Annotated in this window: 17 protein-coding genes; 6 read left to right on the forward strand and 11 right to left on the reverse strand. The window is 63.4% G+C overall.

Annotated elements, in window-relative coordinates:
• Window positions 1-3,435: an RHS repeat-associated core domain-containing protein gene (locus HDG33_RS07855; protein WP_184023687.1), complete on the forward strand. Its 3,435-nt coding sequence runs from the start codon at window positions 1-3 to the stop codon at window positions 3,433-3,435.
• Here the strand turns inward: HDG33_RS07855 and HDG33_RS07860 are convergent.
• The 8 genes from HDG33_RS07860 to HDG33_RS07895 form a co-directional block, all read right to left on the reverse strand.
• Window positions 3,340-4,743 carry a GlcNAc-transferase family protein gene (locus tag HDG33_RS07860; protein ID WP_184023689.1) on the reverse strand — a complete coding sequence of 468 codons (1,404 nt, stop codon included), beginning with the start codon at window positions 4,741-4,743 and terminating at the stop codon, window positions 3,340-3,342. The two genes, HDG33_RS07855 and HDG33_RS07860, sit on opposite strands and share 96 nt — an antisense overlap.
• 41 nt (window positions 4,744-4,784) lie before the next feature.
• Window positions 4,785-5,801 carry a fimbrial protein gene (locus tag HDG33_RS07865; RefSeq protein ID WP_184023691.1) on the reverse strand — a complete coding sequence of 339 codons (1,017 nt, stop codon included), beginning with the start codon at window positions 5,799-5,801 and terminating at the stop codon, window positions 4,785-4,787.
• Between the two features lie 72 nt (window positions 5,802-5,873).
• Complete coding sequence (locus tag HDG33_RS07870) at window positions 5,874-6,947, reverse strand: ImpA family type VI secretion system protein (protein ID WP_184023693.1); 1,074 nt, start codon at window positions 6,945-6,947, stop codon at window positions 5,874-5,876.
• The gene (gene tssG / locus HDG33_RS07875) at window positions 6,944-8,011 is read right to left on the reverse strand and encodes a type VI secretion system baseplate subunit TssG (RefSeq protein WP_090811834.1); all 1,068 of its coding nucleotides are present in this window, start codon (window positions 8,009-8,011) and stop codon (window positions 6,944-6,946) included. Before tssG ends, HDG33_RS07870 begins: the two co-directional genes overlap by 4 nt.
• Before the next feature lie 2 nt (window positions 8,012-8,013).
• Window positions 8,014-9,894: a type VI secretion system baseplate subunit TssF gene (gene tssF / locus HDG33_RS07880; RefSeq protein ID WP_184023701.1), complete on the reverse strand. Its 1,881-nt coding sequence runs from the start codon at window positions 9,892-9,894 to the stop codon at window positions 8,014-8,016.
• A 1-nt stretch (window position 9,895) separates the two neighbouring features.
• A complete protein-coding gene (gene tssE / locus HDG33_RS07885; RefSeq protein WP_184023703.1) occupies window positions 9,896-10,414 on the reverse strand; it encodes a type VI secretion system baseplate subunit TssE in 519 nt (172 codons plus the stop codon).
• Entirely contained in the window at window positions 10,411-11,247 is an 837-nt protein-coding gene (locus HDG33_RS07890; RefSeq protein WP_184023705.1) for a type VI secretion system accessory protein TagJ, read from the reverse strand. The genes tssE and HDG33_RS07890 overlap by 4 nt, the downstream gene beginning before the upstream one ends.
• Window positions 11,231-12,169, reverse strand: coding sequence for a TagK domain-containing protein (locus HDG33_RS07895; protein WP_260330358.1), 939 nt, complete (start codon window positions 12,167-12,169; stop codon window positions 11,231-11,233). The genes HDG33_RS07890 and HDG33_RS07895 overlap by 17 nt, the downstream gene beginning before the upstream one ends.
• Before the next feature lie 293 nt (window positions 12,170-12,462).
• Here HDG33_RS07895 and tssH point away from each other — a divergent pair, with 293 nt between their 5' ends.
• Window positions 12,463-15,156, forward strand: coding sequence for a type VI secretion system ATPase TssH (gene tssH / locus HDG33_RS07900; protein WP_184023707.1), 2,694 nt, complete (start codon window positions 12,463-12,465; stop codon window positions 15,154-15,156).
• Between the two features lie 82 nt (window positions 15,157-15,238).
• On the opposite strand, the gene HDG33_RS07905 is transcribed toward tssH, so the two are convergent.
• Window positions 15,239-15,454, reverse strand: coding sequence for a hypothetical protein (locus tag HDG33_RS07905; RefSeq protein WP_184023709.1), 216 nt, complete (start codon window positions 15,452-15,454; stop codon window positions 15,239-15,241).
• A 246-nt stretch (window positions 15,455-15,700) separates the two neighbouring features.
• Between HDG33_RS07905 and HDG33_RS07910 the strand changes: the two genes are divergently transcribed.
• Both HDG33_RS07910 and HDG33_RS07915 read left to right on the forward strand, forming a co-directional pair.
• A complete protein-coding gene (locus tag HDG33_RS07910; RefSeq protein WP_184023711.1) occupies window positions 15,701-16,084 on the forward strand; it encodes an SHOCT domain-containing protein in 384 nt (127 codons plus the stop codon).
• A 107-nt stretch (window positions 16,085-16,191) separates the two neighbouring features.
• Window positions 16,192-16,746: a hypothetical protein gene (locus HDG33_RS07915; protein WP_409258981.1), complete on the forward strand. Its 555-nt coding sequence runs from the start codon at window positions 16,192-16,194 to the stop codon at window positions 16,744-16,746.
• Window positions 16,747-16,754: 8 nt separating this feature from the next.
• Here the strand turns inward: HDG33_RS07915 and HDG33_RS07920 are convergent, their stop codons facing one another.
• Window positions 16,755-18,341, reverse strand: a complete 1,587-nt coding sequence (locus HDG33_RS07920) for a phospholipase D family protein (protein ID WP_184023713.1) — start codon at window positions 18,339-18,341, stop codon at window positions 16,755-16,757.
• Window positions 18,342-18,721: 380 nt separating this feature from the next.
• On the opposite strand from HDG33_RS07920, the gene HDG33_RS07925 reads away from it, so the two are divergent.
• Window positions 18,722-19,510, forward strand: a complete 789-nt coding sequence (locus tag HDG33_RS07925) for a hypothetical protein (protein ID WP_184023715.1) — start codon at window positions 18,722-18,724, stop codon at window positions 19,508-19,510.
• Window positions 19,511-19,549: 39 nt separating this feature from the next.
• On the opposite strand, the gene HDG33_RS07930 is transcribed toward HDG33_RS07925, so the two are convergent.
• On the reverse strand, window positions 19,550-20,836 hold the full coding sequence (locus HDG33_RS07930) for a hypothetical protein (RefSeq protein ID WP_184023717.1): 1,287 nt from the start codon (window positions 20,834-20,836) through the stop codon (window positions 19,550-19,552).
• A gap of 467 nt (window positions 20,837-21,303) precedes the next feature.
• Here HDG33_RS07930 and HDG33_RS07935 point away from each other — a divergent pair, with 467 nt between their 5' ends.
• A complete protein-coding gene (locus HDG33_RS07935; protein ID WP_184023719.1) occupies window positions 21,304-22,377 on the forward strand; it encodes an AI-2E family transporter in 1,074 nt (357 codons plus the stop codon).
• Window positions 22,378-22,386: the final 9 nt, after the last annotated feature.

Consider the following 22,386-nt stretch of genomic DNA (forward strand, 5'->3'; position numbering starts at 1 on the left):
GTGACGACGGGAGTCGCGGGAATCGGCGGCGAGCTGGTCGGCTTGCCCGGCGTCGTATTGCCCCTCGCCAGTGTCGGACCGTTGCTCGATCGCTGTGAGCGGCTCGGCGACGTCGTCGACCGCTTTCGGATGCGTCGTGCGCTGTCGGGCATTCTGTGCGGCTCGGTCGATGTGATCAGCGGCAGCAAAGTCTGCCTACCTACCGACGAAACCGACTTCAGGCTGCGAGGCCGTCTTCCGCTCGTATGGTCGCGTTGTTATTCGAGCGAGCAGCACGCGCTCGGGCTGCTCGGCGTCGGTTGGCGCACGAGTTGGGAAGTCACGCTGCACAAGCGGGACGATCAACTGCTCTACACCGACGAATACGGCAGCACGCTCAGCGTGCCGTTTCCCGAGCGCGGGTCGCAGGTGATTGCGTCGGCTGCGCAGTTGCACATCGCGCATCTGAGCGACGGACGACTCGTCGTCGCGGATCTGACGCCGCATTACCGCGTGTTCGGCGACTTCGACGCGAACGGAATCGCACGGCTCAAATACGTCGAGGATCTTCGTCAGCAGCGGATCGGCCTGATCTGGGATCCCGGCGGGCGCTTGCTGCGCATGCGTGGAACCTGCGGCCACGAGCTGCGCATGCACTACGAAGCGCGGATGGGCGCGCGTCTGAGCGCTGTCGAGTGTGTCGACGGCGGTCCCACCGGCGCGCTGGTCCAGTACGGCTACAGCCAGCGCGGCGAACTCACCGAGGTACGCAACCGGGTCGGCGAAATCGTGCGTCGCTTTGCATACCGCGATGGGCGGATCGTCGAAGAAGCAGACGCGCTCGGAATGGCGACACGCTATGTGTGGCAGACGATCGGCGGCGCCGCGCGGGTGATTCGACGAGTCACGTCAGAAGGCGCGCGTGAGCGCTTCGCCTACGACTTCGATAGCCGGACCAGTGAGGTCAGCGACGTCTTCGGCAACACGGCGCATTGGCAATACGACGAGCAGGGCCGCGTGCTGTCGCACACAGATTTCGATGACCGGCGCTACCGGTTCGACTACGGCGACGCCGTCGCGCCGCTCACCATGCAACTGCCCGGCGAGCGGGTGGTTCACGTCGAATACGACGGGCTCGGACGCGTCGCGTGTGAGACGGATCTCCAGGGCGCAACCCGCTCGACGCAGTATGCGTTTGCGTCACGCGAGCCCGTGTCAGTCGCGTTGAGCGATGGCCGTGTGTGGATGTGGGCACGCAACGATCGCTTGCAGCCGTTGCACTATCAAACCCCGTCTGGAGAATTCACGCGTTTCGAATATGGTGACGATGGCGATGTCGTGTGCTCGACGGATGCGCAGGGGGTCGCCACGACCTTCGCGCATAACGCGTGGGGGCAGGTGACACGTCGCACTGGAGTCGGCGGAAGCACGACGGACTACGAGTATGACGTCGATGGTTACGTGGTCAGTGTGACCGACGCGCTCGGCGCGGTCACGCGAATCGAGCGCGATGGCCTCGGCCGACCGTTGACCATCACGCGTCCGGACGGACAGGCCGAGCGTCATGTGTGGAATGCGGCTGGCCAGCGGACGTCGTTCGTCGGCCCGAGTGACCGAAGCCGGCACTGGTATCGAGACCGGCGCGGCAATGTCGTACGCGCGGTCGACGAAGAGGGGCACGTGATCGTGCGTCGATACGATGCGCATGGGCGCCCGGTTCGAATCGAAAGCGCGAACGGCGCGGTGCAGTTGCTTCGGTGGAATGCGAGCAGTTGCCTGTCGATTACGGATGCCGATGGCGTGGAACGCAACTTCGACTATGCGGATACCGGGCAGGTCCGTTGTCTCACGTGGCAGGCGGGCGCGCAACAGCGTCGCGAAACGTTCGACTACGACCGCGCAGGCCGTCTGATCCAGCGTGAGACCGCGCACAACCGCTATATGTATCGCTACGGGCCGCGCGGATTGCTCGACTGCGTGAGCCGCGAGCCAACACGAGAAGGCGAGCTACTCGGAATCGGAGGGGATGAGATCCGCTTCGAACACGACGCCGGTGACCGTCTGATCGCCGAGCACGGCGCAAACGGCACACTGCGCTACACGTACGACGTCGTTGGCCGCCTTGTCGCGATTCAGCTGCCACAGGGGCAGGAGTTGCGTATGCGCCGCTTCGAAACTGGCGCTGTCGCGTTCGTCGAACTGGACGATCGACAGATTGCGCGCTTCTGGTATGACGCGATGAGGCGTCCGGTTGCGCGCACGCAAGGCCGTTTGCGCACGCATACGGGCTATTCGCCGCTCGGCTTGCCGGTGTGGTGGCGCTCGGTGACGGGGCGCGACGTGGATACGCCGGGCTGCGTGACAGAACCTGTCGCCGGATTGTGGCGCGAAGCCGATTACAGTCTCGCTGACGTGATCGTCAGGACGGGCGCCGAGGCCGACGGTCAGACGTGGTACGACTACGACCGGCGTGGCTGTCTGTTGCGCTCGGTGTCGGAGAAGGGGGACATCGAGTATTTCACGTGGGACGCCGCTGGCAATCTGCTCGATGCGCCTGGCGGCAGCTGGTTCCCGGCCGCGTATCCCGACCACCGGTTACGGGAATGCCGCGGACACCGTTATGACTATGATGTGTGGGGGCAATTGGTGCGTAGGCGTGGCCGCAACCATACGCTATCGCTCGATTGGGATGCGGAGGGGCACGTCATCGCCGCGCATCGCAAGGGCTATACCGTGCGCTATCAGTATGACGCAATCGGTCGGCGTATCGGCAGGCGTGTCGAACCCGCTTCGTCACGGCGCGCGCAGCAGTCATCGACGCCGGAACAGGACGAGCTCACGCGCTATTTGTGGCAAGGACACAGACTGATCCAGCAGCAGCGCGCGATGGAACTGCGCACGTACCTGTATCAACCCGAGCCCGACCGCTCAACCGGCTTCGCGCCGCTCGCTTGCGTGGACCAGACCCTCACCGATGATGGCGCGATCAAGAACACGCAGGTCTATCACTATCACACTGACGTCGCCGGTACGGCCGTCGCGCTCACGGATGAGACCGGCCAGGTGGCATGGCGCGGGCGTTACCGGGCGTGGGGCAGTCTCGTGACGCCGGAGTGGCCAAGCAGCGACGCGTTTGCGCAGCCGCTTCGTTATGCCGGCCAATACGCGGACGATGAAACCACGCTGTACTACAACGGTGCGCGTTTTTATGATCCTCACGCGGGCCGCTACATCAGCCCCGATCGCAACGGCGAAGGCGGAGCCAGTCCGTATCGCTACGCGCCGAATCCGCTGACGTGGTGCAGTCCTGTCGGCCGCGCGACGCCGGAGGCGTTTCCGTGCGTCGTCGTCGCGGATGCGTCATGCATCGATGGCGCACCGGACCCGGCTCAATACCTTGCCGGCGTCGTCGAACAACTCCACGACGTAGCAGGCTGGGAACTGGCCAAGTTCTGATTCGAAAATCACATGGAAGTCGAGCCAGCCGTTTTTTCGGTATCGGGAAAGACCGCTGCCGTCGACGGTCTCGCGGCGCAGTACCGTCTCGTCGTTGCCGTAAATCACGACGGTGACTGACGTCGCGGCCCGCAGCGCGTGCTCGACGCCGGGCGTGACCAGATGCCTGTCGAATCCATTCTGATGTACGCACACACGGACGTCGTTTGCGCGTAGCAGAGAAGCTTTCCATATCGCTTCGTCGGGACGTTGCGTGCCCGCGACTGGTGGAACATCATTCAATACCGACTGCTGGACACCGCGCCACCTGAAGCCGATGCCCGCGTAGGCCTCGTAATCGGCGAGCGTGCGTTCCGCTCCGAGTCCATACTTGCCGAACTCAATGTCAGCCAACGTTTCTCCGTCGATACCGAGCAGAGCACGATTGCGCTGCAACGAGCGCTCGTTGCGCGCGTGCCAGGGCTCGTCGATTTCACCCCGTTCCTTGGCCTCGTGATTGTGGTCGTTCCACATCTTGACGCGGTATGAGCGCAGATATTCGTGCCAACCGATCAGCCTGTGCGGACTGTACAGGTCATAGCCGTGGGTGAACGCACGGACGGCAAGCGAAATCTCTTCGCCGTGAAAGAAATAGTCAGGATCGTGCTGGACCGCCTGGGCAAAGTGACCGTCGGCAAATGCGAAGTGCGCGCTGAAGAAGCGCGAACGGACCGGGCGAATGCGCGTTCTCCAGTCGGAGAGTGTCTTCAAGCGAAACAGGACCACCCCTTCCCTGGAAAACCTTGCATAGGCCAATATCCCCGGCTCGTCGCTGGATCGAGCGTCGTCTTTCTCGGGGTCGTACATCGGAAGGTAGGCGGTCAGCACGGGTTTCGGACTTTCATCGCGTAAAGACTCCAGCATCTCGATTGCGAGCGTGTCCCATGCATCGACGAAGCGGTGGTGCGAATCGAGTTGCAGCGTGTAGCGCTCGCCGCCGTATCGCTGTTGGACCAGATTGCGAGCCCAGCATGCGCCCTGCGTCATCATGTGGGGCACGTCGATCAATTCGATTTTCGCTTCACGATGACTGAGATGTTGGATGGTCCAACCGTCGGTATGCTCGGTTCGCCAATTGCCAAAGCCGTGCTGCCAGAATTGGATCATCGTCTCGTCGTGCGCATGCTGCCAGCAGACGATGATCCGTAGTAGATCAGGTTTTCTAGCTTTCTGGATCAAATCCAGCAGGGTGGGGATCAACTGCGGGTCGCGATAGCTCGCGATTTGCACGAAGATCGAGTTCGGCGGTGTGACGGATAACTGGGTCATGCGCGTTGATTCTGGTGGACCTTCGTCGTTGAATAGTCGATTCAAAGAATGGTCATCGTGACTGTTGCGGTTGCCTGGATCCTGCCTGCGCTCGGCGTTGCTGTTCCGACGCGCAGCACCGTCGCCTCGAGTGCAAACGGCGATTGCATCGCGCCCTGCGGTGTGTGGACGAGGGTGCTCGTCGGGTCGTTGGGCCTGAAGATTGTGTTGGTTGAAACATCCCGCAAACGAATCGCGAGATGCGTCGCGCCGGTGTTCTTCAACATGCTGCTATCTTCTGTATCGGGGGTTCCGGAAAGTACGGCAGTAATCGAAGCCGGTGGCGTGGGCCCGGTGCAGAGCACCGTAAAGTCGACTGGCTGGGTTGGCCCGCTTGTGGTCGATACATCGCTTGGGCCGAACGTGCCGAAATCGATGTTCAGTGTGCTGGTATTGACCGAGCAACTTGGAAGAACCTTGACGTTGATGCTGCCGCCCGTGATGGTCACGACCCGATTGCCGTCACCCTCGGCGACGCCGGCTCCCACGGTGTTGAGTATCACGTTGACGTTGCTTGCGATGTCGCCCGTTTTGACCAGTTCGATCTCGAATTGCGAGCCAATGCCGAAGCGCCCATACATAACCTGATTGGGTTCGCCCGCGGGAAAGGAAGGCGTAAACGGAAGTGGCGAGTTCACGCCGGTTGCACGAAGATAGGTCAAACGAAAGCCGATGCCTGGGACGTTCGTGTTATAGACGGTAGCCCCCAATACAACGGACGGCGTTGCGTTGGAATACTGTATTGATACCGTGCCCCCGTCGGTGCAGTCCGCGAAGTTCGCATAGGTCGCGTACGCCGGCGACAAGCCCGTGGCGATCACCGAGCCGACCGGTAACGCCGGATCGATCGATACCGAGCTTTCCCGGAACGGTATGTTGACCGCTAATGGTTGTCCCGCGATGTAGCCTTGAGACAGCAGTTCGGAAATTTGCGAAGGCTTCAACTGGATGCAGGTGGCGAACGCGAAATGGGGTATCGCGAAGCAAACCAGGATAAGAAAATGAATGAGTCTTTTCATTGGAAGTTGTTGGTTGACCGGCGGACTGAATGGGCTGACAGCGGGGAAAGTCGCACATGCGCGCACGTCGCCTCAACTGTCGGCTACGTCCCATTTAGCGAGTAAATCGGCGGGAATGATATGGGCGAGTTCTGAAAACCGTTTGCCCACCATTCGTTCCGATTGGCGCAGCAAAACAATGACAGGACTGCTCGGTTCGTTTTGCTCGAACCACATGCGTGTTTCCTGAATGGCTGCGAGCGCGCTCCAGCGATCCATTGGAGAAGGCGCAGTGATTGGCAGATCGGCGGGCGCGTCGGACTGCGGTAGCGTCGCCGTAGCCACGATCGCCGACGCCGATCCACGCACGCTGTCGTTGTCCTGCTTGTTGTCCTGCTCGTTGACGGCTCGGGCGGGCGCTGGCGCGGACCCGCCGCCGCCCACCCGATGCTGCGCGAATGGCTCCAGCGCTCGGGACAACGCGCCGAGATCGGGCGCGTCGGCGTCGAGCATCTCATCGCACCATGCGGCAATGCGCTGCGTCAGACACTGCGCTTCGACTAGTGCGGCCATTGCCGCGTCGCGTCGGCCCCACAATTCCTTTAGCAACCGGGCGACGGATTCAGGGGCGAGCGCGTCCTTCTGGCGCGGCGTCGCGAATGATTTTTCGATATCGCGCAAATGCAGTTGAAGCCCCGCGGCCCTCGGCATCGGGATGTCGCGCGCATCGGCCAGCGTGCCATCCGGTTCGACGAGTCCACCGATCGCGTTGGCGAACATCGCCGGGTCTCGCTCGCCTTCGAACACGGGCAGCGGGTGGAGCGCATCGCCATAGCATTCGAGCATCGCCATCAGCAATGCCAGTCCGTCGCGCAGGCCAGCCGCGCCGTCGAGCCGGGTTCGGCAACGCAGCAGGATCACCGCGAGGCGGATGTCTTTTGTCCGCAGCAGCAGCGCGCGGCAGTCGCGTTCAATGTCGGCCCAATTGGCCGTTGGCGGCACGTCGACGAAGTCGCCGTACTGCGCTTCGGCGCGTGGGGCCGCGGCCGCCTGCAGCATCACGAAGGCCGGATCGTATTCGAGATCGGGACCGCAAGGCGCGTGTGCGGAGACCGGTTCGAGCAGATCGGCGTAGCGCAGCACGACGGCGGGAGCGTTGGCGTTCATGCGAGGGAACTCCGGGGTCGGTCGTTGTACTGTTCAGGTTCGAAAACCATGCCGACGACCGGCAGGTCGTCGAGGGAATCACCGAGCCACGTCGAGTAGCCGAGTCTCTGCGACGTGCCGATGCAGGCGGGTGGCGCCGCGCGGGGGTTGACGAGCAGCTTGACCTCCCACGCGTATTCGTGGCCGACGAAGGCTCGCACCCATTCGACGAACGTCGGCAAGTCCTCGCCGTGCGGCGTGAGGCGCAAATACTGATCGAGGTCGAGCGGACCCACGACGAGCCGGAACTTGTGTTGCCGGTCGGGAATTGCCTCGCCCAGCTGTGCGCATTCACCGATGATTGCCGCGGGCCCCGGCACCCCGAGCCTCGTATGTTCCGATGCGCACAGATGGATCCAGTGCGGCACGAATTCTTCGATCGTCATCGGAACACCGAAGTAATGCGAGAGCGTCGCCGCGATGCCGTGCGGAGTCCGCGCCTCGCGCACGAGGTGCGCCGCCGCGCTGTAGCGCGAGTGCGTGGGCAGACAGGACTGCTCCGCCTCGGCCGGGTCGACGCCGATCAGACTGGCGACGTAGAACGAAAACGTTTCGTCGCCGGCACGGTCGAGCGACGCGGTGGCTTGCCCCGATGCCCACGCGCGATAAAACTGCGACAGCGCGCGGTGATGGAACAGATCGACCAGCCCGACGAGCGCATGATCCTGGTGGCTTTCCACACGACTGTGAGCCAGCTCCGTCATATGCAGCGGCAGCGGCCCCTGCGGCCCCCACAGGCCGAGCCCGAACAGCCGCACGTCGAGGCGACCGTCTCGCATGCCGAGCGACGCGATTTCGCGTGGCGCAAACGCCAGAGTGGGTTGCTGACCGATCCGGAACGGCTCTTCTTGCGGCAGACTCGCGGTGCCCGGCAACGGCATCAGCGGGTCGCGCGCGGCGATAGCCCGCAGCAGGCTCAGGAAGCCGGACTGCCACGGCGTGTCCGGATCGAACCACGCGTCGAGCGATTGCGGATCGAGCGATGATCGCGTTGGCGCGACGGCGCTCGCCATTGCCCCATCCATGCTCATACCGCTCCGCGTCCGCCCATGCGTGGCCGCCATTGGGTGATCAGGCCACGTTGCATCGAACGAAGTTCGGTTTCGGTGAACACGTTGATCGAGACGTGGCGCGCGAGGTAATGCTCGAGCACGAGGCCGAGCAGATACGGGCTGATGCCTGAGAAGCCGGTTTCGTCGACCGTCAGTTCGCAGCGCACGCCACGCCCATACACGAGTAGTCCGTCGCCCGGCAGACGCCGGACCACCGGTTCAGTGCGTGCGCCGACGAGTGCCTCGATTTGCCGTGCCTGTTCGCGCTCGCCTGGGGCGATGAAGAGGCCGAGCATGTTGCGCAGCGCCTGGCCGCCGTCGCCGTGGTCGAGTTCGGCGAGCGGCATGTAGTTGAAGCTCAGCTGCCTGATCAGACGCCACGCCGTTTCACCGCTCGCGTACGGCGCGCGCGGCGCGCTCGGTGCATGCACGAGGCGCACGCCCTCGATCGGCACGGAGTCCGACATCGTGAGGTCGGTTTTGCCGTTACGCGGGATCAGGCGCGGCAGGTCACGGTTCGTGACCCACGCTTCGACCGACAGGTAGCGGATGTCGTCAGCGTACGGCGCCTCCGCCTGATCGACGAGCGACACGTAGACCTCGGTCCCGATATACGGCGTACGGGTGCCGTACTTGCGTGCATTGGCCGACAGCGCGCGCTGCTCACGGCGCACCGAAAAATAGCGGCCGTGGTTGCCCACGTCGCTATGCAGCGTCTGATAAAGCGGATTGAACTCGACTTCGAGCGATGTTTGCGCGCGCTGACCGAATATGCGCGACACCGAAAAAATCTCGTAGTCGAGCGGCCGGGTGCGGTCGGCGAGCAGATGAAAATCGGTTTGCGCGCGATTGATTTCGACGCGGTCGGTGCGCTTGCGAAACAGGTTGATGACCGGCGTACAGAACAGCAGGAAACGCGCTGCGTCGACGTGCGCGGCCAGCTCTTCCGGCAGGCGGTCGAGCAGCAGCACGACCTCGGCCTCCTTGCTGTCCACGCGCGCGAGACCCGCCGCGAGCTGCGTCAGCGCAAAGAAATAGAAGCGCTGGCGGCATGCGAAGTATTCCTGAAGCAGGTTGTGGCCGTGAAACGTATTCCACGTGAGCGGCAGCAGACCCTGTTGCGCTTGCAGACCTTCAAATTCGACCGGTGTTTTCGCGACCACGTGCCCTTCGTCTCTCGACGCGCCGTACGCGCGCACGACGGAGGCGACGCTACCGGCGTGGATCAGCTCGAACAGATGCGAAGCGATACGTTCGTCGCCACCGATGTAAATGGGCAGCCGGTCGAAGTCTGTCATCTGGTTGAACTTCACTTCGCCTGTTGTGCGCAGGCGCAGCCGTAACGCGCCGCGCAATTGCAGGTGCGGCAACAGATGGCGATCGGTGTCGGGGATATCCGGCGGCACGGCGCTGAGCCGGGCTTCAGCGATCTCGATAGGCCATAGCGTGACGTCCTGGCTGCTGCGGAATTCGCACGCGGTTTGCTCGCCGGGCGGGATCGCCGAGCGCAGCATGCTTTGCCGGGGCACCTTCAGCCCCCTCGTGAAATCGCCTTCGCGCAGGCTCGGACGCAACTGCGCGACGGCGATCGACGGCGTCGGCGCGACATAGTTCGGATAGACCACTTCGAGCAGGCGCTGCGTAAAGCGCGGAAATTCGGCGTCGAGTTTGATCTGCGTGCGCGCCGATATGAAGCAAAACGCCTCGATGAGCCGCTCAACGTAGGGGTCGGCAACGTCGATGCCCTCCATGCCAAGGCGGCGCGCGATTTTCGGGTGCTGGGCGGCGAACTCGCCGGCCATTTCCCGCATGTAGGTCAGTTCGCGGCTGTAGTAGTCGAGAAATCGTGGGTCCATGTCAACTTCCCTTGCCGGAGCCCAGCTCGAACGTGACGTGATTCATTTCGATGTCGAATGCACTCTGGATGCGAAATTCCAGTGGATAGGGCGACCAGCGCATGAGGCCATGAATCTCGAACTCGAGCTGGTTGTAGCGTACCGGGTTCTTGCTATTGAGCGGCCGGATGCGCAGCGACTCCGGAATCAGCCGCGGCTCGAAGCGAACGATCGCGTTGCGGACCATCTTCTCGACGGTTTCCCAGTTGCGACTGGTGAGGTAGCTACCGGACAACGCGGGAATGCCGTAATTGACGACCGACGCGGCTAGCATGGGGTAGCGCGCGATGTCCATTTCGTCGTCCAGGTTCGTCGTGTTGAGCAGCAGGCCGAGATCACGCTGGATGATGCGGCGCATGCCTTCGCTGTTGGGCGCATAGGCCTCCGGCCGCTCGCTGTGCCGCGCGGGCGCATCGTCGAGCAGGCGGTCGATCAGCGACGGCATGTAGGCTTGCCGGTGTCGCGCGTCGGACGTGGTCATACGTGCTCGTCGTGATTGAACCGGCATTCGCCGATGTCGAGCAGGCCGACGTCGCCCTTGTCGGTGCTCCAGGTTTTCTGGCCGAGCGCGATCACGCCGGTTTCCCCTACGTCTTTCCAGGTTGTTTCGCGCGAGAGCCGGGTGGCGGCGGGACCACTTTCGGAGCCGGGATAGCGCACCGGCAGGTAGCCGCGCAGGATAGTCGCGTCGCGTAGGCCCACGACGGCCGAGCGCCAGACGAGGTCGGTGAGCGCGGTGACCGGACCGAGTGTCAGCGATTTCATCGAGTCGAACGGCACCCAGCGATACCCGCCCGCTACGGTCAGCTCACACACGGGGCCCAGCCGGCTATCGCTATCGGTCAGCCACTCGAATGCGCCGATCTGCGTGCTGTCGCCGCGCGTGGCCGGCGCGGCGTTCAACGCGGCGCCGCGCAGTTCGTCGGCGGCGGCGAGGTTGCCCTCGCCCAGCTTGACGTTGGCTTGCAGCAGCGATTTCACCCACTCGGGCAGCGGATTGATCTCGCCCGGCGCGCGCTGACCCGCGAATACCTCGGCGCGGAACATCTCGCTGCGAATCAGCCCGCGATACATCTGGGCGCGCGATGTGCCTTCCGGCTCTAGCGTGGCCCAGGTGTGCAGCTGTTGTAACGCGCGTTTCCATTCACCGTCGAGGCACAACAGCTCGAACAACAGCCAGCGTTCGCGCACGTTCGACGGATGCTTGCGCACGTTGTCGATGGTTTGCTCCTTGAGTTCGCAGTAAGTCTGCGCGTCGAGCAGGCTGCGAAGTGTTGGCGAGTCCGACTTGGGCAGGTCAGCGGTTATTTTCATCTGAAAATTCAGGCTCTTCGTATTCGATCGATTCAGGCATGGCGATGTGGCTGTCCATACTGATCATGTGATGTTCTTCGCGCGCAAGCTGCGCGGTTCTGCTCGCACGGTGCGCGGGAATTCCGCGCGGCGCGAGCAGCGCGAGGATCTCGTGCGTTTCGTCCGCCTCGAAAATCTGCTCGGCACTGAACGGGTCAAGGCTATCGAGCAGGGTGTCGATGTTCTTCCCCTTCGTCAGCAGGTCGAACACCGACGCTTCAGCACGCGACGGATCGACAAGCTCGGCGAACGGATCGTGAGGTGAGCCGATGATCGACTCGCCGTGATCTTCGGCCGACGCCTTGGGCTCGTGCGCGTTGCCGCTCTCCTGGCTCAACAGCGCGTGACGATATTCCAGCGTGAGCGCGGCGAGCGGGTCCGCTGCGTCGATGTCGGCTGTCAGAAGCTTTGCCATGCCGTCGTGTGCGCCGGGTTCCGCTGGTTGCGGTTCGCGCCGCAACTGCAGCGGATCGTTATCGTCCTCGTCGGCGAGTGCGATCAGGTCGCTGAAGTCGTCTGGCTGCATGAGCACGGGCTCAATCCGGTCCGCGGCAGAATTCACGCTCGACGGTGGTGCCTGGACAAAGTCTCCAGACGCATTCGCTATTTCGAGAGGCGGGTTCCGTAATAAATCGGGCATAGGCTGAAGGTCGGTATGCGCGCTCGGCCCAGCGCGAGGCGAACCATCCACGCCGGCGTGACTGTTCTCGCGTGCGACGGCCCGCTGGCTTGCCTCACTCATTTCCGACAGATCGATTCGCGAAACGGTTGGAGCGAGCCGGAAAGACCGGATCGTTCGTGCGAAGGTCCTGAGCGCGCTTGCCTCGAAGGGCGAATGGTCCCAGCGTGCGTGATATCCAGTCATGGCCTGACCGGTATGCAACGGCGAATGAGATTTGCCTGGAAAGCGCGCATTTGTAAAAACTCTCTCGCCGCAGAAATAAAAGGATCACCAACTGAAAATGTGGGTTGGCGCGTGGAAGATATGAATGCTACTTCGCGCTCCTTGAGCGGAATATGGGCGACGGCCCAAATACACGCAGCGATCGACCGGCTATCCTTTGTCGCTCGATCAGTCTGGCCGGCGCGCTTTTTCGGATACCTGACCGCGGAGCGCGGGATGCCGACGCGAGGCCACGCCTTTCCGCTACAAACATCTTTACCTGCAACGTCATCATGTCCATTTCACGCCACGCGTTGTTCGGCAAGCTCGGCGCAACGCTCTTCAGGAGCATCGAATCCGCAACGGCGTTTTCCAAGCTGCGCGGCAACCCGTATATCGAGCTCGCGCACTGGCTGCACCAGTTGCTCGCGCAGTCCGATAGCGACCTGCACCGCATCGTCAGACACTGCGGCATCAGCCGCGAACTGCTCGAGCGGGACCTGCAGACCGCGCTTGCCGCGCTGCCGTCAGGCGCGAGCGCGCTCACGGATTTTTCGCATCACGTCGAGACGGCAATCGAGCGCGCGTGGGTGGTCGCGACGCTGGCATTCGGCGACGGTCGGATCCGCGGCGCATGGCTGATGGCGGCGCTTGTCGAGACGCCTGAGTTGCGGCGCTTGCTGCTGGCCATTTCGCCGGAGTTCGGCAAGATTGCCGTCGACAGCCTTCACGATGCGTTGCCGGCGTGGATTGCCGGCTCCCCCGAAGCGGAGGACGCCCCGTACGACCAGAGTGACTTCTCGTCGGCGGTGCCGGGCGAGGCGTCCGGTGCGCTCGCTGCATCGGTGAAGGGCGCGGCACTCGCGCAGTTTTGCGCGGATCTGACCGCACGCGCGCGCGCCGGTGAAATCGATCCGGTGGTTGGGCGCGAAGTCGAGATTCGCACGATGATCGACGTGCTGTTGCGCCGGCGTCAGAACAATCCGTTGCTGACCGGCGACGCCGGGGTTGGCAAGACGGCGGTGGTCGAAGGCCTCGCGCGCGCGATCGCGGCCGGCGAAGTCCCGCCGAAACTTGCCGACGTGCGGCTGTTGAGCCTCGACGTCGGTGCGCTGCTTGCCGGCGCGAGCATGAAGGGCGAGTTCGAGGCCAGGCTGAAGTCGGTACTCGAGGAGGCGGCAAAGTCGTCGGCGCCGGTCGTGCTGTTCGTCGATGAGATTCACACGCTGGTCGGCGCCGGCGGCCAGGCCGGCACCGGCGACGCGGCAAACCTGCTGAAACCGGCGCTCGCCCGCGGCACGTTGCGCACGATCGGCGCGACGACGTGGGCCGAGTACAAGCGGCACATCGAGAAGGACCCCGCGCTCACGCGGCGCTTTCAGGTGCTGCAGATCGCCGAGCCCGAGGAGCCGTCCGCGATCGATATGGTCCGCGGACTCGCGCGCACGCTCGCGAGCCATCATGGCGTCGTGGTTCTCGACGAAGCGATTCGCGCAGCCGTGACACTGTCGCATCGCTACATCCCGTCGCGTCAGTTGCCGGACAAGGCGATCAGCCTGCTCGACACCGCCTGCGCGCGCGTCGCGCTATCGCAGCATGCGCCGCCGCGCGAATTGCAGCGGATACGCGAGCGCTTGCAAGCCGCGCGCGTCGAAGCCGAGCTGCTCGGTAACGAGGTGCGCATCGGGCTCGGCAGCGAGGCCGCGCTGGCCGACGTCAAGGCGACCATCGCGACGCTCGAGCTCGAGGAACGTGTTGTCGAAAACGCCTGGCAGGCCCAGTCCGATGTGGCGAAGGCGCTGGCGCACGCGCGCGAGGTCGAAAGCGAGCGCGCCGCCGCGGCCGGACCTGAGGCCGAAGTGCGCGATCGCGCGGCGATCGCGCTGGAGACGTTGCGCGAGCTGGAGCGGACGTTATCGAACCTGCAGGCGGATACGCCATTCGTGTTCCCGGAAGTCGGCGAAACGATCGTCGCCGACATCGTCTCTGACTGGACCGGTATTCCAGTCGGACGCATGATCACCGATGAGGTCAGCGCCGTTCAGGTGCTGCCCGCCACGCTGGCGGCGCGCGTGATCGGCCAGCCCGACGCGTTGCAGCAGATCGGCGAGCGCGTGCAGACGGCGCGCGCCGGGCTCGCGGACCCGCGCAAGCCACTCGGCGTCTTCCTGCTCGCGGGGCCGTCCGGCGTCGGCAAGACGGAAACCGCGCTCGCATTGGCGGAGGCGCTCTATGGCGGCGAGCAGAACCTCATCACGATCAACATGAGCGAGTACCAGGAGGCGCATACGGTCTCGGGACTCAAGGGCGCGCCGCCTGGCTACGTCGGGTACGGCGATGGCGGCGTGCTGACCGAAGCGGTGCGACGACGTCCGTACTCGGTCGTGTTGCTCGACGAGATTGAAAAGGCGCACGGCGACGTGCACGAAATGTTCTACCAGGTGCTGGACAAGGGCTACATGGAAGACGGCGATGGTCGCTATATCGATTTCCGCAATACGACCATCCTGATGACCAGCAATGTCGGCTCCGATCTGACCGCGAGCCTATGCGCGGACGAAATGCTTGCGCCGGACTTTGACGGTCTGCGTTCCGCGCTTTCGACGGAATTGCTGAAGGCGTTTCCGGCCGCCTTCCTCGGACGCGTGACGCTGGTGCCATATCGTCCGCTGGGCTCGGATTCGCTCGCGCGGATCGTGCGTTTGCATCTCGATCGAGTCGTTCGGCGGATGGCGGACAACAACCGTATCACGCTGAGTTATGCGGCGGAGGTGGTCGACTACATCGTCGCGCGCTGCCTCGTGCAGGAGACCGGTGCGCGTCTTTTGATCGGCTTTATCGAACAGCACGTGCTGCCGCGCCTCGCCCGGCAGTGGCTCGATGCGTTTGCAGCGAAAAGCGCGCTCACGCATATGACGATCGAGGTGACCGATCCGGCCGCGGCACCTGTTGAAGCGCTCGTGGTTCGGTCGTCCTGCCATGAGTAGTCGGCTTCGCACTCGGTGACCTGCATCGCGAATGACGAGTCGTTGATCGTGCAGCGGCGTGACGAGGCGGATAGTCGGACGGTCAGGGGCTGCATGGATGCATCGCAAACGCCTCTTTTGGCATTTTTTTGCGGGCCAAAGCGCTGGTTTTTGACATCATTTTCACATATGCATGTTCAATGCCACGCTGCATGATCGCCACACCACCAGAAATCGTCAATCGAACGGAATCCTTAAAAATTGCTCGCGTTACACGATCGGGATAAGCTATAAAGACAAAAAGATCCGCATCATGCATTTGCGGTGCCCGAAGTGAGGAGCACAAATGAAAGACGTGACGAACAGCGGGTTTGTGCCTTTAAACGAGCCATTGAAACTCATGCATGTCTTTCATACAGTATGAATGCGCGTGCGCAATCGACATGCGGTCATGGTAGGTTTTCGGCGCTGCCGTGCTGATCGTATGCGTCATCCATAGCGGGGCAACCATAGGTCGAAATCCGTTAAGCCTTTCAATTGCAACCGGAATGACTGGAGAACAACAATGCTTTTCTTTAATGATGGTTTCACATTCCCGAATTTTCTGGCCGACGTTTTCTCCATCTTCATCTTTATCCTGTGGTTCTGGCTGTTGATCACGGTGTCGAGCGACCTGTTCCGCCGCCATGACGTGTCCGGATGGGGCAAGGTTCTGTGGGTGATTTTTCTCATCATCCTGCCGTATATCGGGATCTTCGCGTATCTGCTCACGCAGCATCGCGGCATGGCGGAGCGCGATCAGGCGCGGGTCAAGCAGGTGCGCGAAGATCTGCGCAATGTGGTGGGCTTCAGTGTCGCCGACGAAATCGAGAAGCTCGACAAGCTGAAAGCGTCCGGTTCGATTTCCGGGGAAGAGCACTCGCGTCTGCGCGCGAAGCTCGTGCAGTAAGCGTCGGTTACCTGACTGCAGCCATGGGGCGAGCGGGCGCGCAGCCCGTGTCGCCTCGGCTTTTGCGCGGTGAGGGATCGTGCGATCGAACGTAACGGGAGGAACCCTTGCTTACCCGCCTCGCCCACGTTCGGAACGCTGCCGCGCGAACCGCGCGCGCGCCGCTGGCATTGCGCCGCGCCGCGCTCACGTGCGCGACAGCGTTGATGCTCGCGGCTTGCGCGCAACCGTGGCAGCAATTCCAGGCGGGTCAGGATCAAGCGGCGATCGTCGCCCGCATGGGTCCGCCGCGCGAAGTCTATGACCTGCCGGGGGGCGGCCGCCGACTGATGTGGCCGACCCAGCCGATGGGCTCGACCACCGTCGCCGCCGATATCGACGCTTCAGGCAAGATCGTGAACGTGCGTCAGGTCTTGCAGTTGAGCGAATTCAATCGCGCGGAAATCGGCAAATGGACGCGCGACGATGTGCTGGTCAATTTCGGCCGCCCCGTGCAAACGCAGTTCTTCCGGCTCTCGCAACGCGAAGTCTGGTCATACCGTTATATCGAAAGCAACATCCACCACATGCTGTTCAATTTCGCGTTCGACACCAACGGCGTGTTGCGCGAGACTCAGCGCACGCCCGATCCACTGCGAGATCGCGATTTGCGACGATTCTGAACTGCGAGCTATAGCAGCGACTCAATTGGCATAATCGACAACATCCAAACACCGAGCCGTGCGTACCACGTCGTATTCGGTTCGGTGTCGTGGCGGGTTTCGACGTCGCCGTTGGTTTCGATCCAGTACAGCTTGCCGTTTTTGTCGAGATGCACCGCGTACGCGACGGTCGGCAGTAGCGCGAGAAACTTGCGATCGACCCGCGTCGCGAGATCGGGGCTGTCGATGACGAGTCCAAGCTCGGTATTCAGATGCGCGGAGCGCGGATCGAAGTTGAACGAACCGACGAAGACCCGCTGGGAGTCCACGATGAAAGTCTTCGCATGCAAGCTCGACCCGGAGCTGCCGAACGGCCCCGGCGACTGTTCTTTCTTGTAGGTGGCGCCCGCCACGCGCCGCAATTCATACAGGTGCACGCCGTTTTGCAGCAACTCGACGCGCCGCCTCATATAGCCCGAGTGCACGGCGACGACATCGGTCGCTTCGAGCGCGTTCGTCAACACCCGCACGTCGACGCCCTGGGCGGCGAGCCCGCTCAGATACTGCGTGCCCGTGTTTGCCGGCACGAAGTACGGGGAGACGAGGTCGAGCGACTTCGTCGGCTGGCCCATCACTTCGCGGAGCTGGTGGGAAATCAGCGCTTCCGGCGGCGCGTCGTTCAGGCCTTTCGCGGGGTCGTCGCTGATCATCTTCGTTTTGGCCCAGTCGAGCGGCAGCTTGTCGTCGAGCAGGTTCTGCACGACGCGCGGGCCGCGCAGCGCTTGCTTATACTCAGCGGCGGCAGGATCCTGCTCGATCGCCTGCGCATTACGCTCCAGCGTGGCCAGCTCATCGACGCTCTCGTGCGGCAGGATCTTCCCGACCGGATACGCCGACGCGCTTGCCCAGTAGCGGTCGAAATCGCGCGAGACGTCGGTCGCGGCCGGTCCGACCGCGAGTACGTCGAGGTCGGCGAAGACGACGCCGTCGGTGGCATCGAAGTACTCGTCGCCGATGTTGCGGCCGCCGAGGATCGTCGCGGTGGCGTCGGCGGTCAGGGACTTGTTGTGCATGCGTCGATTGGCGCGCGAAAAGTCGGTCACGAAGCCGAGGATTTTCGGGCTGCGCACGACGAACGGGTTGAACAGGCGCACCTCGATGTTCGGATGCGCGTCGAGCGCCGCCAGTGTCGGGTCGAGCGCGGAGGCGATGCCGAGATCGTCGAGCAGCAGGCGCACCCGCACACCCCGGTCCGCCGCTTCGTGGATCTGTTCTAGCAGCAGCGTGCCGGTCAGATCGTCGCGCCAGATGTAGTACTGAATGTCGAGCGTGCGTTGCGCGCAACGGATCAGGTCCATGCGCGCGGCAAACGCGACATGCGCATCCGCCAGCGGATAAATGCCCGCCAGCCCCGCGTGCGCGGCCAGCTCGGGCGCGACCGCGCGACCGATATCCGTGGTGGCCGCCACCGCGGGCGACAACGCATGCGACTCCTGGCGACCCTCGAGCGACGGTAACGGCGCGCAGCCGGCCAGCAGGCTTGCGCACAGCAGCGCGCACAGCGCGCTTCTCCATCGGCGATGGGGGAACGACGGGTGGTGTATCTGCGCTTGCATGGAGTCCAGGTCTTCCTTTGGGCCGCGCGAGCCGGCCGGTTCCAGAATCGGAACATCGCGTGGCGTTGCTCGACAAAGCTTCGCTCGACCGCCTGTCCTGACGGTGTCGCGCGCATGCTTGCACGCAACTTGCATTGGTTGAGAAGAATACTATGAGCGCATGCCCATCGGTGCGCCGCCCGACGCTCTTGTTGCGCAAAGCGCTTTGTCCGATGATACGAGCAGGCTGCGCGAATTCGAACGGGGGCCAACCCGGCCGCGCGTCGACCGCATGGTTTCCATGCAATCGAGCGTGATCCGCTCCGTGTCAGCGTAAAGGGTCATAAAGGGTCCGGTTCACGGCGCCTTCGAGCGTTTCGCCCACTGTGGAGTCGAGCAACGTGAAGATCTCCCGCTTGCTGCTTGCTAGCGTGCTGCTGTTCGTGGTGGGCACCGCGCTGCAGATGATATGGCCGCTCGCGCAACCGGCCTCGTATCACCACTTCGCCGATCAACGCTCGCTGGGGCCGCTGCACCATGCGGCGGACGTGCTGTCGAACGTCGTCATTCTGATCGCCGGCATGCTTAGTCTCGGCTGGGTCAGGCGCCATGCGTCCGACCAGCCGGCGCAATTTCCCGGCATGGTCGTCGCCGCGCTCGGGCTGCTCTTCACCGCGTTCGGCTCGGCTTACTACCACATGGCGCCGAACGATGCGACGCTCGTCTGGGACCGCCTGCCGATGACCATCGTGTTCGCCGGCATCCTCGCCATGCTATGGACGTCGTGGAGCGGACAGCGCGTCGGCTGGGCGCAGATGCTGATCATGGTGGTCGTGTCGCCCGCCACCGTCGGCTACTGGCTCGTGTTCAACAGCCTGTGGCCTTACGCGATTCTTCAGTTCGGCGGGCTCATGCTGATCGTCGGCCTGACGCTCACGCGCAAGGTGGACGGCGTGATCGCATGGACGCTCGTGATCGTCTTCTACGGGGTCGCGAAGATTTTCGAAAGCCTCGATTGGCAGATATGGGAGCTGACGCATCACGTGATCGCCGGCCATGCGTTGAAGCACGTGGCGAGCGGTCTCGCCGGCGCGGCGATGATTCTGGTCGCGAACGCGGCGCCGCGCTCCGTCGCGGGCATCGTGCCGCGCGGGCCGGGCGGTATCGGGCATTCGGGTACGTCGCGTTGAAGCCGCGCCATGGCGAAGTGACGCGGCCTCCGGCCGACGTCATTGCGGCTCGTACCACGAATACGTCGCCAACGTGCTTACCGGCGGCGTACCGATTTGCAGCGTGATGTCGCGCAACGACGTCAGCTCGATACTGCGCAAGTCGCCCATATAGCGGCGCGAATCGCCGTTGTCGTTGATATACGCGACCACGTCGCCCATGATGCCCGCGACGTTCGTGTTCGTCAGCGGCTCGCCCCAGATATCGAAGAACTCGCCGAGCGTATAGGTCTTGAGGTTCGGCGCTTCGATATGGATGATGCCGGTGTTGTCGTGCGTATGCATCTCATACGTGCATTGCGACAGGATGCCGACGTTCAACGGCAACGCGAGCCACTGCCCGTCCTTGATGATCGCGAGGTGCGCGTGCACGTGGTACAGCACGCTCATGTCCGGCGCGCAGGTCAGGCCGTCGACCGGCGTGCCGGTGCCGCCCGTCGAGGTCGTGCCGTTCGGCCAGAACGACGAGCCGACCACGCCTCCGAAGACGAGCGCGATCGGGTTCGGGTCGAACGGTGGCGGATCGGTCCAGGTGTAGGTGGGCACCTGGGTGACAGGCGTGCCGACCATGACCGTGATTTCGGTGTGCGGCTTCAGCACGAGGCTCGCGGGGTCGCCCGTATATTGCGTGAGCGTGCCGCCGTCGTTCACGTAGATCGCGATTGGCGAGGCGGTCAAACCCGCCACGTTCGACGCACTCAGCGTCTCGCCCCAGATCGAGAAGAACTGGCCGAGCGTATAGGTCGCGCCGGTTGTCGCGTCCATATGAATCTTGCCGCTCGAATCGACCGTGTGCACCGGATACGCGCAGCCAGTCGGCGTGGTCAGGGTCGGCTCGACCATGCCGATGTTGGGTGGCAGCGTCAGGAGTTGCCCGTTCTGGTAGATCGAGACATGCGCGTACGTGTACGCGGTGCTACGCAACCCGCAGTTCAGTCCGCTGACGGGCTGACCGGTTCCTCCCGAAGCCGTGACGCCCGCGGGCCAGATCGCGGCGCCGAGTGTCGTGCCGTCGATGATCGGCGTCGCGGCGGCGAGCTTCGGTGTCGTGGCGCTCGCGTCGGATGCGCTCGACGCGGGGGCCGGACTCGATGCCGGTGTCGGGCTAGATGCCGGTGTCGGACTCGACGCGGGCGCGGGACTCGATGCTGGCGTGGTCGCGCCAGCCGCGCCGTTCGAGCCGGTGCTGCCCGGGTCGGCGCCGCTGCCGCCCCCACTACCGCCACAGGCGGACAATGTCCACATCAGACCCACCGCGACGAATCGCGACCCCAGCCGTTGCAGCATCTCGTACTCCCATGTCGTGAGGTGAGAGGATGCGTGCAATCGGACATCACGCACGGATATAGCGCGGACATCGCACGGGCACGCGCGGCGCGGCTTCACTGCATGGATTCCGCCGTGCGCTGCCACCGCGTGACGCAGGCGCTCGCTTCGGATCACGTGAGGTGATTGAAACCGATTAGGGCAGCGTAGCAGATGGGTTTCACGAGCGAATCCGGCGCATCACAACGTTTCGCGACATTCTGCTGGCGCATTTCGAGGTGTCGGCCCGGAGTTTGCCGGCGGAGCGATCTGGCGCGCTTTTTATGTGAGCTGTCATCGTTCTGTGCGAAGATCAGTGCTGTCCATCGCGCGACCCTCTGGTAAGGGGATCGCACGGCGGGCGCGTGCCCGGCCATCGCCTTCGTCCTCGGGTGACCTTGGGGTGACTCTCTGGCGCACCTGTTTGCGGATTCATGGAGCACTGACCAATGACCGACAGATTGCAAGCGTCCGTATATGTAGTGGTGCTGCTGCTGATTGTGGGCTGGGTGCTGTATATCGGGCGCGCGGTTTTCGTGCCGATCGTGTTCGGCGCGATCGCGGTATACGTGGTGGTCGACTTCACGCGGCTGCTGCAACGCATTCCGGTGATCGGCCCGCGGCTGCCGGTCCAGTTGCGCTACGGACTCTCGATGTTCCTGATCGGCGCCGCGATCTTCTTCGCGGTCGACATGCTCGTCGAGAACTACGACGCGCTCGTCGCGCTCGCGCCGCGCTACCAGGACTCGGTCCTGCTGATGATCCACAAGATTTCGACGCTGCTGCACCTCGAAAGCGAGCCGACGTGGGAATCGCTGCGGCGGAACATGCTCACACAGTTGAATATTCAGGCGATGGTGACCGGCATGCTGGCGTCGTTGTCGTCGGTGATCATCGACCTGTTCGTGATCGTGCTGTATGCGAGTTTTCTGCTGATCGAGCGCCGGACGTTCGGCGACAAGCTGACGAACATGACCGCCAATTCGACCAACGCGGCGCGCATCCGGGGCGTGGTCACCGACATCAACCGGCGCATTGGCGCCTATCTCGCGCTGAAGACGTTTCTCGGCGTGCTGCTAGGCGGGATCTGCTGGCTCGCGATGCGCAGCGTCGGCCTCGAGTTCGCCGGGCTGTGGGCGATACTGACCGCGCTGCTGAACTACGTGCCCTATATCGGCTCGGTGCTCGCGATCGTGTTCCCGGTGCTGATGTCGGTGCTGCAGTTCGGCGACCTGAATTCGATCCTGGTCGTGCTGGTGTCGCTGACCGCGATTCACTTCGTGATCGGCAATATTCTCGATCCGTATCTGACGGGCAACTCCCTGAACCTGAGCCCGTTCGCGATTCTCGCGAGCATGGCCGTGTGGTCGGCTTTGTGGGGCGTGCCGGGCGCCTTTCTCGCGGTGCCGATCACCGCCAGCATGACGATCATTTTCTCCGAGTTCGAAATGACGCGGCCGGTTGCGGTGCTGCTGTCGAAAAACGGCCGGCTCACTTACGGCAAGACCGAACAGACCGCGTGAAGCGCCCAC

This window comes from Paraburkholderia sp. Cpub6 (assembly GCF_014201065.1).
GTDB lineage: Bacteria > Pseudomonadota > Gammaproteobacteria > Burkholderiales > Burkholderiaceae > Paraburkholderia > Paraburkholderia tuberum.

Excerpts from the sequence above, each read along its gene's own strand:
- HDG33_RS07860 (WP_184023689.1), bottom strand. The coding sequence starts at position 4,743 with ATGACCCAGTTATCCGTCACACCGCCGAACTCGATCTTCGTGCAAATC.
- HDG33_RS07865 (WP_184023691.1), bottom strand. The coding sequence starts at position 5,801 with ATGAAAAGACTCATTCATTTTCTTATCCTGGTTTGCTTCGCGATACCC.
- HDG33_RS07870 (WP_184023693.1), bottom strand. The coding sequence starts at position 6,947 with ATGAACGCCAACGCTCCCGCCGTCGTGCTGCGCTACGCCGATCTGCTC.
- tssG (WP_090811834.1), bottom strand. The coding sequence starts at position 8,011 with ATGGATGGGGCAATGGCGAGCGCCGTCGCGCCAACGCGATCATCGCTC.
- tssF (WP_184023701.1), bottom strand. The coding sequence starts at position 9,894 with ATGGACCCACGATTTCTCGACTACTACAGCCGCGAACTGACCTACATG.
- tssE (WP_184023703.1), bottom strand. The coding sequence starts at position 10,414 with ATGACCACGTCCGACGCGCGACACCGGCAAGCCTACATGCCGTCGCTG.
- HDG33_RS07890 (WP_184023705.1), bottom strand. The coding sequence starts at position 11,247 with ATGAAAATAACCGCTGACCTGCCCAAGTCGGACTCGCCAACACTTCGC.
- tssH (WP_184023707.1), top strand. The coding sequence starts at position 12,463 with ATGTCCATTTCACGCCACGCGTTGTTCGGCAAGCTCGGCGCAACGCTC.
- HDG33_RS07905 (WP_184023709.1), bottom strand. The coding sequence starts at position 15,454 with ATGCATGATGCGGATCTTTTTGTCTTTATAGCTTATCCCGATCGTGTA.
- HDG33_RS07910 (WP_184023711.1), top strand. The coding sequence starts at position 15,701 with ATGCTTTTCTTTAATGATGGTTTCACATTCCCGAATTTTCTGGCCGAC.
- HDG33_RS07920 (WP_184023713.1), bottom strand. The coding sequence starts at position 18,341 with ATGCAAGCGCAGATACACCACCCGTCGTTCCCCCATCGCCGATGGAGA.
- HDG33_RS07930 (WP_184023717.1), bottom strand. The coding sequence starts at position 20,836 with ATGCTGCAACGGCTGGGGTCGCGATTCGTCGCGGTGGGTCTGATGTGG.
- HDG33_RS07935 (WP_184023719.1), top strand. The coding sequence starts at position 21,304 with ATGACCGACAGATTGCAAGCGTCCGTATATGTAGTGGTGCTGCTGCTG.